Here is an 11,651-nt window from a genome sequence, read left to right on the forward strand (position 1 = left end):
CTTCCGGTAACGACCGCCATGAAATCTGCAATCGGCGCTCATTGGGACTACGCGCGAGAAATTCGCTCGATCCTTCTGCGCGTTGTCGCCTTCGCCATTCTTCTCGCTAACCTCTTGCTGGGCGGCAATGCAGGTGCCGAAAGGACGCATTTAATCGTCGTCGTCAGCTATCTCGTCATCAGCATCGCTTCGGTCGCGACAGCGCGATTTCTTCCTGATCGCTCCTGGCTGAAAACGCTCTTTGTCGTGCTCGACGCCTTGCTGGTCGTCTTAATTCTGTATGGGCACATCCTTGGCGGACCGATTACCGAAAACCACAATTTGACGACTACCAGCTTGGTGGTGGCATTTATCTTGCTCAACCATGTGGGCCTCAAACTGGATCGGCGGCTGGTCCTTATCTTCTCCAGCCTCGTCCTCGTTTCCTGGATGACCATGCTGGCTATCACCGCTGCGAGACATCATACGGCTGATACGGTGTCGGTGATCGCATCGTTTTTCAATCAGGACCTGGGTCTCACGGTCAGCTTTGGCTTCACCGCCTTTGCAATCTATCTTCTCGCGAAAGACCACGACCGTACGCGCAAGGAGGCGCTGCGAGCGGATGAGCGACGTCTCAACCTTTCGCGTTTCTTCTCGCCGCTCGTGGTCGCAGACCTTGAGGAAGGCAGCTCGGCGCTCGATCTCGAACGTCGCAACGCGGCGATCATGTTCGTTGATCTGCGAGATTTCACGAGCTTTGCCGAGACTGCGCCAGCACGCGAACTGGCATGGGTGCTGGGGGAATACCGGCACCTTGTTTCCGGCATCATTTTTGAGCATGGCGGGACCGTCGATAAATTTATCGGCGACGGGGTCATGGCGGTCTTCGGCCAACCCTCCCCCACAGACGACGACGCAGATCGCGCCTTGGCGTGCGCTCTTGACCTCGTCGATGCGCTCAGCGATTGGAAGAACCACAATGTGCGGAATGGCTACACCGCCCTCAACGCAGGCATCGGCTTGCACTACGGCACGGTCGTCGGCGGCGTCCTGGACAGCGGATGCCATAGCGAATTCACCGTGATCGGTGATGCGGTTAACGTCGCCCAGCGCCTGGAGTCTCTGGCCAAATCATTCGACGCGCGGCTCGTCGTATCGTCAGCACTGATGGCCCAACTGCGTAAGCCAGTCCCGACCGCCCTCTGGATATCGCAGAGTTCGGTGGTTCTGCCGGGACGTCGGCTTCCGATAGATGTGTGGTATTTGTCCCGCGAAGCGGGCCCTGCGCTCGCTGAGTACAATCTGCGCTACGAGACAGGGGGCATGCAGACTGCCCTCCAAAGGTCGTCCTTCCAGTCATCGCCTCCCGGGCCTGATGTGTGCACCGGATAGTCGATGCCTCGGACGGATACCTTGGCCGGATCGCCACACTTCACGAATGCTCGATGCTTCCCCGGGTCGCTGTAAAAGGCACCTGCAGGATTGCCTTGTGAAAGCGAGATCAGGACATCGAAATCGTATCCGGCTCGCTCTGCGGTGTGGTTGCTTACAAGGCCAAGGCTAACAACGGTATCGTCGTCGAAATGCGCCGTATGAAAAATCAACGGTTCCATTGCCTTCGCATTGGAAACCAATGACAGACCGGCGATAAATACGGTCAGATACCAACGCATTCACCCCTCCCGTGGTTCATGCGAATGGCAGATCATATCACTTCAACGGCCGGGCTGCTATCAATACCCAGAGATCAGAAAGAACGGTGGGGACTCAGCGAAACTAGCACGAACTCCCTCGCTTGTTCGGGTACGCAACGGACATCATCGCGCACCGTCTATCTGCCTCGCCTACCCGCATTCCACCGGAACCGGGTGATGATCCACAACTGTGACAGCACGAGAATAGCCGCATAGGCAGTGAGACCAGTAACAGCGGCGACTATGACTCAGCATTCTCCGCTTGGGCTTCGAATCCCGTTTTCGCCTTCTCTTGAAAGCCATTGCGTCACATATAAAGCGACAGATCACGTTGGAGGTAATGCAATGGCCGTCGCAGCAGAGAATGCCGTCCCGGAAAGAAGTGGAAGCGAATTGCAGAAGATAGCGGACCTGTTCGGCGTGCACGTATCCTGTCGCGCCGCCTGACGAGCGCGTTGGATCAACTCGTCGGGCAACTCGTCTTCATCCGCAAGGCGGACTCACTCGAAAAGGCCGTCGGCATAAGCCTGCGGACCGGGCAGCGCCGCAAGGCTCATCCCTCCTGACCGCTCGGTCAGGCGTAGAGCGGACGGGTATGGAAGTTTGCCGAGATCCTGACAAATGCGGCGGATGTCTTCGCATCGCAGGCGGAAGCCGAGCAATGGCTGCAACGTCCGGCAATTGGCCTCGACCAGCGCCATCCGATCGATTTCTTGGCGACGCCAGTCGGTGTCGGGTTCGTCAAGGATTATCTCGAGCGGCTCGAATACGACGTTTATGCATGAGGCTGCTGCCGATAGCGCTCGGCGGTTAAAGCGTTGCCCTGCACGTTCGGCGTCTCTATCAGGATAAACTGGAGTTGGTTGAAATCGTCGGGAGCGCTTCCAATCTGAACCCGCAACCGCCCGGCGCATCAGTCGTCGATCCGAAAACCGACTTTCATGACCACCTGGTAGTGGGCCACCACGCCGTCCTTGATGTGTCCGCGGATTTGATCGACTTCAAACCACTCGAGGTTTCTCATCGTCTTCGAGGCCCGTGAAATCGCCGTTTCGATCGCCTCCGTGACAGAGGTGGTCGAACTGCCGATCAGTTCAACCTTCTTGTAAACGTGGTCGCTCATGTCATCCTCCCGTTCGGATCAGGTCGTGCTTGGCTTGAAACCTCTCCAATACGGCGTTCAAGCTTGCCGACGACAGCAGACGATCCGGCAATAGGCGTCTGTTGTCAAACGGCTCGGGATACGAGCGCTTTTGACCGGGTCGGGACAGTCAGTCTACCCGATTGATCCGGTGCCCACCGCGCCGGGCGGCATTGGAGAACGTCGCCGCGACCTTCATCATGAACGGCTTGGAAAACGGCCGGGGATATCCTGTCCGGGCTCCAGATAGGAGGAACGCTTGGCGATATCATAATTGTATTCGTTGACGACGATCCATGCCCGCTTCAGGTCGGCGCGGCGAAGCGCATCGAAGGCCAAGTGTGGACGGCGGAAATGGCGGTCGGGAAACAGCGATACCTGCGGTGACCGATTTTGGCTTCGTCACCTTTCCCAAGGCCTATTAGTATTCACATGAGTCTGAGGACGGTGATGACTGCGATCGAGAGATAGACTGCGGCGCCGAGGTTCGCAAAGCTGCCGACCTGTGCACAGCCGACCGGTTGCCGGAGATGCGCGATTGTAAAGACGCAGACAGAGGCGGAGACCGAGCGCATGCAAACGTATATCGCGCTTAGCAAGACTATTTGCATAGCGATCGAATGATCCGGATCTATGAATTGTGGGAAGAAGGCGGCATAGAAGAGAAGCGCTGCAGGATTTGCGAAGGCAATCGTCAGCCCATCCAGGACCGGCGGACGAGCGCGAGACAAATTCGGAGAGCGCCAAGGCCGGCGGCGGAGGCGCAACGCGCCCGCAGCGAGCCAGATGAGATAAACGGCTCCGGCGAGTGAAAGCCATCGCAACAGCACTGGCAAGAGTTCACCGGAAAGTGACAGGCCGGCGAACATTGCCCCGAGCAGACACACCTCCCCGAACTCTACGCCAATCGCGGTCGAGAAACCGGCCATCGCCCCGTGCCGCAGCGTATTGCAGGCAATGATCGCCATAATCGGGCCGGGCGTGATGAGAATCAGAAGTGTCGCGGCCGAGAATTGGGCAAGACTGTTCCAGTCCATCTTATCAGCTTTCGAATTCGCTTACCGCATCGATATCAGGTTCGTGACTAAACCTGCCTTGACTTCAAGCACGGGCGCGGGGGCCTCGGCATGACCGATGTCCCTCAACTGATTGGGGCTCAAATCCGCGATTGCCCGACGTCTTGAGACGGTCCGTTGCCAAGTCTTGAGAGCCGAGATCGCGGTTGCTGTGGTTTTCAGCACAAGTCCAAGCAGACGTACCTTTGACGAGTGACGATCGACGCGAGTTTCCGTGTGAGCCATTTCGGCCTCCATTATCATTGTCGGCAGGGTTGAACTGCAGGGCGCCTATTCCCCTTCGCTTGCGCCTTACGGCTTGCGGCCGATCACGGCGCCGTTCGCGCCGGGTGCGTCGAACCAGACCGTCTCGATGTGGCGGAATCCGGCTTCCTCGAGCCACGCCGAATATTCGGCCGGGGTGTAGTTTCGTCCTTCCGTCTCGATCAGCATGTTGAGGCTCATCAGTGCGGCCGGCGCCGGCCCGGTCTTTTCGTCATTGACGAGAAGCTCGCTGATGACGACTGCGCCGCCGCTCGGCAAAGCATCGAAGGACCGGCGCAGCAGGGCGCGGTTCTTCGCCTCGTCCCAATCGTGCAGGATCATCGACAGGAGATGCACGTCGTGATCTCCCGGAAGTTGTTCGAAGAAGTTGCCGCAGGCCGTCTCGATGCGGTCGGTCAAGCCGGCCTCGGTAATTTTTCCCGCGGCGATCGCGGCCACATGCGGCAAGTCAAATACGGTCGCGTGCAGCTCCCCATACTGTTTGCAAAGCTCGATGTCGTACGCGCCCGATCCCCCGCCGATGTCCAGGAGGCCGCGGAAACGACTAAGGTCCACGGCTTCCCCGAGCTTGCGCGCGGTCATCGTGGAAACCGAATGCATCGCCTCCCAGAAGAGTGCCAGCATCGTCGGGTCCTCGCCGTCGAACAGCGAGGATTGCACTGCCGGGTCCCACGTGGTTGGTCGGTTCGTTCGCAGCGCTTCGGTAAGTTTGCCCCAGCCCGCGTATAGCCGCTTGTCGGCCATCTGCACGAAGCCACCGAAGTAATACGGCTTCCCGCGGACGAGATAGGCTTCGCTTAAAGGCGTGTTGCGATAACGGCCTTCCGTTTTCTCCAGAAGCCCGAGTGCAGCGCAGCCAGTCAACAGCATCTCGGCCGGGCGTGGATGCAGACCGAGCGCTTGCGCGACCTCGCCAGCAGTCGTGCCTGGGCCGCCCGCAAGGTGGCTGAAGAGGTCCAACTCGTGCGCAGCGGCCAGAGTCTTGAAAGCCCAGAAACCGGTCGAAAGCGCCATCAGCGGGACGGCGGAAGGAAGTTCCGGAGTGGCGGCAATCGGCTGGACGTTTGCATGCTTGGCCGGAGGCGCTGTCCGCGAAAGCTTTCTGGCCATGATCACCTCTCTTTCAGAGCAAGTCACAACCGCCACCGGCAGGCTTGTGGCCATCCACTCGGCGTGCTGTGACTACCGTCTGCTCAGGTGCGAATCTGGCGGTGCGGGGTTACGCTACGATTTCGGAAGGAGAAGAATTCAGTTACACTTGAAACTCATATTATTTGGCCGGAGCCGGCTGACTTTCTCGATCGTGGAATGTCTGAAATCGATTATTGATGTGGCAAAACCATTATAAGACGATACAAATGTCGATAATTGATGAGTGGATGCTTGCGCGCATTGAACACAGCCAACCGGTCGACCTCGCATTTAAGCGGCCGGTCGCCCTTGATGACGTGGCCGGCAACATTCGTGTCGAGCATATAAAGGCTCATTCCTTCCACCCCTCGAACGGATCGCGTTCCTGCGACGTCTGGCTCCGGTCGTCCGGTCCCATGAATTCGTAAGGCACGCTTTCTTTAAACTCGCGCACGGACCTATCGGAACTCACGATGATCGCGACTGCTGCCATCGGACATGCCGGCTGCGGTCGCATGGGCGTCCCGGTAATAGACCTCGCTCACCCGAAACCGTCCATCGATGCGTTTGCACTGGACGATGACGTCGATGGCGATCATCAACAGCTCACGGATATCATGCCTGTCGAGGTCCCTGCCACCTTCTGATTCCTTGACCAGCAAGGTCAGCTGTTCGAAGGCAAGCTGCGCGGAGTCGGCGTGGACTGTCGTGATCGAACCGGGGTGGCCTGAATTGACATTGCGGATGTAATAGAAGGCCGTTGCGTCTCGCAGTTCCTGGAGCAGGATCCGATCCGGCCGCATGCGCAGGCAGGATTCCAGCAGGTCCTTGGCGCCGACCTTCGCCAGGCCTTGACCACCCTTGGAATAAAAGAGGCGAACGTGGTTCGATTGCGGGATGACCAGCTCGGGCGTGTCCTCAATCGAAATGATCCGCTCGTTTTGCGGAATATGACGGATCAACGCCTTCGACAAGGTCGTTTTGCCCGAGCCCGTTGCGCCGGAAATGATGATGTTCTTTCTCGCTTGGACGGCTTGCCGCAGAAACGCCTTGTAAGCCCTGTTCCTGTAGAACCCCAAAAGCTTGCGGTCCGACGCGTTACCGTCTCTTTCGGCTTTTGCGGCATCGTCGAATAATCCGCCCTGCTCGAGATCGTCGAGGCTCAGCGAAACCGACGACGGTTTTCGGATCGTGACGCTGACGAGTCCCTTCGTCGTTGCCGGTGGGATCACGATCTGGATGCGCTCATCACCTGGCAGCGTGGCCGAAAGGATCGGCCGCGTTTCGTCGATCGATTGATTGGAATAGCTTGCGACAGCGCGCGCGAGACGCATCAGCTTGTCGAAGGATAGATCAGGCAGGTCGTATGTCTGCCATCCGGCCGTCCCCTCGGTCACCACCTGACCTGGCCGGTTGACGATGATCTCGTAAAGCGACCGGTCGCGCAGATAGGGGCAAATTGGCGCCAGGAGCTCGCGCACCACACCGGAATCAGCTCCTTCCGTCATTTGCGATCTCCTACTTCGTGACAAGCCTCGATGCGGGACTGAAGCCGCCGCGCAAAGCGCGATCGTAGACCCTGTTGCGAGGCTCGGTAACGCGCAGCCGGTAGACGCCGGAAAAATCAAGATCCCGCGCCACGAAGATTGAGACCAGTTCGCCCTGGTGTTTCTGAAGCGTCGGCGGAATGTTGATCGACTGTTCCACGGCGATTGCCGCGGCCTGCTGTCCGGCGCTCGTGGTGTTCTGCGCCTCGACATCGCCGTCCTGCAGCCGGCTGCTCGCGTAGGAGGTCGCATCGCCGACGATCGACAGCAGGATCGCGCTGCCGAAGCGCTCCCACCAGTGGGTGTCGACATGGCCGTCCAAGCCGGCGCGCCCGAGAGGATCCGTCGCAGGCGACGCGAGCGTAACGATCACGCCCTTTGGCGTCTTGGCACGGTTCCACAGGACAAATAGGCGTTTTTGACCGCGGCGATATTCGCCGACGATCTGGGTGCCCTTCTCCATCAGCACGACACGGCCATTGTCCGACAGCACGTCGCGGTTGACGACGCAGCTTGCAAACCCCGGCTGGTCCGAGGAAAGCGCCGTTTCCAGCACACAAGGGATGGACGTTCCCATGGCCACGATAAAATCGCGATCTCCAAGCATGCCGGCGCGCGAGCCTTGCAGTTGCGTCGGCGTCAGCATCCTGTTGAACCGCTGGTCTTCGTTTGCTGCCTGCGAACCGGGAGCGCCGGGATTGGCGCCGAACGGAAAGCCGTTCGATGCAGCATCCGAACTCTGGTTCTTCCGATCGCCAGCCGGCGCCTTTTCGCCGCCATAAGCGATCACCGGCGCACGGCGAGCAGCGTCCAGGAGCTTATCCTCCTCGACCGGCGCCTGCTCGGTCACGACGGGCGTTGGCAGCTCGACTTCCGCCGGCATCGTGACAGGTTGGACCGGTTCCCTGGCGGGCTCGAAATCCGACGTCTGGCGGATCACGACCCGTTCGGGTTGGGTCCCCTCCGCGGGCTTGTTCTGGCCTCGCATCGACCAGAGTGCAAAGGCGACGAAGGCCACGATCGCCATGGCAACCGCGCCGCGTTTCAGGATCGGGTTGTTGTCGAACTGGCGGCCGGCCGTTGTTTCCGCGCGCTCGCCGGGGATCCGGGTGTTGTCTTCCTCGGACATGACATTTTCCTATTGCGCGATAGCGGGTTGTGTCTTCACGACCCGCTCCACGGACGGTGACGTCGTGTTGGTCTCAGGCTTGATGCCGACACGATCATAGGCCTCGTTGAAGATGCACAGGACGTCCCCTCCCCTGCGCAGAATGAACTTGCGGCTGACGGCATGGACCAGCACCAGATTGCCGTCGACGGATTTCGGAACCAGGCTCTCGGTGCCGTCGGAGTTTTCCAGGTAGATTGCCGGCATTTCCTGATTGCCGGCAAAGGCGAAGGTCGTGAGCTTGCCGTTGTCATAGACGGCCTGCGGTTCGAGCGAGACAGAGCCTTGCGCCGAATATCGCCAGTTCCGCGGCCCATAGGCCTCATCGAGCGCGAGCACCCGGTCCACCCGACCTGCCTCAGCAGCCTGAGCACGGAGGGCGGCCTCCTGACGGCGGCGCTCCGCCTCATCGGCTGGGTAGCGGTACTTCACGTAAAAATAGGTGTTTTGTCCGACCTCGACCGTTCCGTCCCGCACGGTCAGTTCCATCTGATAGCTGCGGGTCGATCCGTCGCGCCTTGTCGTCACAACCGAGATATTGGTCACCGGCTGATGTTCGCGCGGCTTCAGGAACAGCATGTTGCCGGCCGGCGCCACCTCCCATGCGACGCTATTGCCGAGCGCCACATGGGCAATCTCCTCGTCGGCGGCAAACTCCACCTGGATCGACGAGCGCAAGGTGCCGACGATCTTTGTGATGTTGTAGGGCTGATAATCCACGAAGCGGATACGGCTGTCCTGCGATGCGCCGCGGGGAATCTCCAGGGCACCTGCTCTCAGTGAAAGACCAAGGCTTAAAACAGAGGCGATCAGGAATATCTGTTTCAATTGATGGCCTCCGGATCGGCGCGATATTCGCTGACGGCAAAGCCCAGGGGATTGACGAGGCGGTCGGTCGACGACATCGGCGCGTTGACATAGGAAAAGGTGAGCGTTGCGACCCAGTGCGTGGTGCGCACATCGTCTCCGCGGGTGATCGTCCGCATGTAGCGCACGGAGGCGACGTTGGCATTGATCAGGGAGATGGAAACAATCTTGATGCGCGCCGTTGCGCTGCGGCCGTAGACATTCTGCGGTGATTGCGGGTTGCTGCCCCGATAGACGGTTGCAAAACGCGTCTGCTCCGGCTGCGTGGAGAGCAAGGCAACGGTTCGGAAATTCTCCTCGGCCTCGCTCCAGACATAACCTTCTCGCGCGCGCACATACTTGGCCCCGAAATATTTGGTGACGGCCTCATCATAGCTCCCGGCGGTTGACGTCAAGGCGGAGACGACGTCAACGATGCCGGTGGCGTTGTCGACGCGGACCACGAAGGGCTCGACCGTTTTCAAGGGGGTCAGCCCGGCAATGGCGAAGACAGAGACGGCGGCCACGATGCCGGCACAACCAGCAACGAACCAGGCGATGCGGGCAGAGCGCTCCACCTGGATCAGCCGCTCCTGATCGAACCGGCGCGCCTTTTCGAAGTAGCTCTTCAGATTATCCGGCGTAACCATCTCACTCGCCCTTACCTCGATGGTTAGTACCTCCGACATCGAAACGCGCGACGGCGGCCGGCTTTGCTGAGCCTAGCTCCTGCGCGTAGGACGCGGCATGGCCTGCCGGATCCGCAGGACTGGCCTTCGACGCAGGCTGCTTCAGCTCACTGTCATCTTCCCACTGCCACATGGACCGGTTCAGCGGCCGGCGGGAGTAGCCGTCGCATTTGGGAAGCGGGTGTGTCATCGCGCTGCAGGCGGAGAGTGTCCCGGCGAGGAGAAACAATGAAACGGTGCGAAGCATGCGGAAACAACCTGTTCATTTTCTGAGGGGGACGGCCGTCATTCTGCCCCTTTCGGTCTGAAGCGGCGCGAAACGGTGCGGGCACGTCGCCCGGCCGCTCTCGCGGTATACGAGGCTGCCCGGGCAAGCGTGCTTTCGTGAGCATCGCGAGCGGCACCATAGCCGTAGGTCAAGGATGCCCCGCCTGCGGCGAGAGCCGACGCAATACCGGGCAGCTGATAGAAGACGTAAAGCGCGGCAAGGCAGATGGAGCAGAGCGCGATCGGGCGCATCAGGACGTCGCTATAGCTTTCGATAGCAGTAAAGGTCGTGTCGATGCAGGTGATCAACAGCGAGCCGATCGCAACGACCAAAACCTGCAGAATGACGAAATTGGCAAGCTGGCCGATCCAGGACTCGGTGAAACGGCGCGTGGACTGGAACATGGCAAGCGCAATGAAGATCGGGCCGATCGCAAGCACGATGGCGAGTGCCAGCCGAGCGTAGAGGGAAATGATGTAACCGATCGCCGCGACAATAAAGCTCGCGCCAATAACCATCATACCGCCGATACCGGTAACGATGTCGACCGGCCAGGAAGCGCGGGACCAGATTTCGTAGGCGCACCTCTGGCCCTTGTCGAGCAGGCTGTCGAACGTCGAGGCGCTCGGCGCGGTGCCCGCGTTCAGCGCCTGAGAAATCTCTTTGGGCAGCGTCTCGAAGAATAGATTGGTCACATAGTTCTGGTACTCGCTGGCGTTCCTCACCAGCATGACGATGATTGCAAGCTTCATTGCCCGAAACGCAAACTCAAGAATGGGCTCCTGGACAGAACCGCGCAGCACAAGGTAGCCGAAGAGCACGACGTAGAGCGTCAGCGCCGCGGTGAGCGGGCCGGTCACCCAGTTGGCAATGTTTGCGGTGCCTGACGAGATGAAATTCTCGAGCGGCGCCTTGAACTGCCCATCCACGAAGCTGAAGACCTGATACATCCCTTAGCCTCCGGGCCACTTGCGCATCGGTCCAGACCGCAGCTTCACGTCCGCCGCCTCCGCGTTTTCTTGCATGTCAGCAGGTCCGCTGCGATTGTTCCGGCACTCGGCTGCGACCTTCGCAAGCAAGGCCTGATCAGCAGGCTGATCGATGGTAGAGGTTTCCTCCGTCTGGCCGAAGCAAACCGGCAAAGCCGGCGCGATCATTCCAAGAGGGGCCGGTTTCATTTGAGCGCTGCTCCCATTGCGTCCATGCGGCTGCGCCAATCTTCCGCCTTTCGCTGGTCATCGACCTGCACCTGCGCCTGCTGGACCATCTGCAAACCCTGCATGCGCAGCACGTCGGTTTGAAGAAACGCCGTTTCCGCCTGCAGCCGTGCCTGAAGATCGGCGATGTCCTTGGCGCCCGCCGCGCTGGAAATCTGCTGGCGGAGCTGATCGATGCCCTCGACGCGCTTGGTGGCTGCGTCATAGATCTGTTGGCCGAGGCTCATCTGGCCTGCGTTCTGCTTCTGGGCGCGCTGCAATTCCTGCGCGTAGAAATCATTGGCGTCCGTGCGATAGGTCAAATTGTCCTCAAGGAATTTCGAAGCGGAGTTGCCGAAGACGCCGGTACCCGATCCTTTGAACAGGCCTTCGATGGCATTGAAATTCTGCGGTAACGCCTTGCGGATCGAAGGATCGTTCAGCAAGCCTGCGACATCCGCCATGTTGGTGATCTTGTTCAACGATCCATAAAGCTGCTCAGCCTGCTGGAGCTGCTGGTTCAGCGTCTCGAGCTGGGATTTCAGATGCGTGATGGTTTCGATCTGCTTTACGATCGCCGTCTGGTCGATGACCGGAATGCCCTGTGCGGATGCCATTGCGGTCGGCAACAGGGTAGCTGCCGTCATAA

11 protein-coding genes and 1 pseudogene are annotated in these 11,651 nt (G+C 59.6%); 2 read left to right on the plus strand and 10 right to left on the minus strand.

Annotation, left to right across the window (positions count from 1 at the left end; translation table 11 throughout):
* Nucleotides 1-18: 18 nt before the first annotated feature.
* Both ACZ9BX_RS34020 and ACZ9BX_RS34025 read left to right on the plus strand, forming a co-directional pair.
* Complete coding sequence (locus ACZ9BX_RS34020; protein WP_476222775.1) at nt 19-1,374, plus strand: adenylate/guanylate cyclase domain-containing protein; 1,356 nt, start codon at nt 19-21, stop codon at nt 1,372-1,374.
* Between the two features lie 647 nt (nt 1,375-2,021).
* A pseudogene (locus ACZ9BX_RS34025) lies at nt 2,022-2,461 on the plus strand (antitoxin Xre/MbcA/ParS toxin-binding domain-containing protein).
* 128 nt (nt 2,462-2,589) lie between these two features.
* On the opposite strand, the gene ACZ9BX_RS34030 reads toward ACZ9BX_RS34025, so the two are convergent.
* From ACZ9BX_RS34030 to virB5, 10 genes are all read right to left on the minus strand, one after another.
* Complete coding sequence (locus tag ACZ9BX_RS34030) at nt 2,590-2,799, minus strand: dodecin (protein WP_132568653.1); 210 nt, start codon at nt 2,797-2,799, stop codon at nt 2,590-2,592.
* 446 nt (nt 2,800-3,245) lie between these two features.
* On the minus strand, nt 3,246-3,854 hold the full coding sequence (locus ACZ9BX_RS34035; RefSeq protein ID WP_476222776.1) for a LysE family translocator: 609 nt from the start codon (nt 3,852-3,854) through the stop codon (nt 3,246-3,248).
* 330 nt (nt 3,855-4,184) lie between these two features.
* On the minus strand, nt 4,185-5,267 hold the full coding sequence (locus ACZ9BX_RS34040; protein ID WP_476222778.1) for a methyltransferase: 1,083 nt from the start codon (nt 5,265-5,267) through the stop codon (nt 4,185-4,187).
* 479 nt (nt 5,268-5,746) lie between these two features.
* Nucleotides 5,747-6,796 carry a P-type DNA transfer ATPase VirB11 gene (gene virB11 / locus ACZ9BX_RS34045; protein WP_476222780.1) on the minus strand — a complete coding sequence of 350 codons (1,050 nt, stop codon included), beginning with the start codon at nt 6,794-6,796 and terminating at the stop codon, nt 5,747-5,749.
* Nucleotides 6,797-6,806: 10 nt separating this feature from the next.
* A complete protein-coding gene (virB10, locus tag ACZ9BX_RS34050) occupies nt 6,807-7,964 on the minus strand; it encodes a type IV secretion system protein VirB10 (protein WP_476222781.1) in 1,158 nt (385 codons plus the stop codon).
* Between the two features lie 9 nt (nt 7,965-7,973).
* Nucleotides 7,974-8,831, minus strand: coding sequence for a P-type conjugative transfer protein VirB9 (gene virB9, locus ACZ9BX_RS34055; protein ID WP_476222783.1), 858 nt, complete (start codon nt 8,829-8,831; stop codon nt 7,974-7,976).
* Entirely contained in the window at nt 8,828-9,499 is a 672-nt protein-coding gene (locus ACZ9BX_RS34060; protein ID WP_476222784.1) for a VirB8 family type IV secretion system protein, read from the minus strand. Before ACZ9BX_RS34060 ends, virB9 begins: the two co-directional genes overlap by 4 nt.
* A 1-nt stretch (nt 9,500) precedes the next feature.
* Nucleotides 9,501-9,785: a hypothetical protein gene (locus tag ACZ9BX_RS34065; RefSeq protein WP_476222786.1), complete on the minus strand. Its 285-nt coding sequence runs from the start codon at nt 9,783-9,785 to the stop codon at nt 9,501-9,503.
* A gap of 38 nt (nt 9,786-9,823) precedes the next feature.
* Entirely contained in the window at nt 9,824-10,756 is a 933-nt protein-coding gene (locus ACZ9BX_RS34070) for a TrbL/VirB6 family protein (protein WP_476222787.1), read from the minus strand.
* 224 nt (nt 10,757-10,980) lie between these two features.
* Nucleotides 10,981-11,649: a P-type DNA transfer protein VirB5 gene (virB5, locus tag ACZ9BX_RS34075; RefSeq protein WP_476222788.1), complete on the minus strand. Its 669-nt coding sequence runs from the start codon at nt 11,647-11,649 to the stop codon at nt 10,981-10,983.
* Nucleotides 11,650-11,651 lie beyond the last annotated feature (2 nt).

It is taken from the genome of Rhizobium sp. USDA 3886, assembly GCF_056279785.1.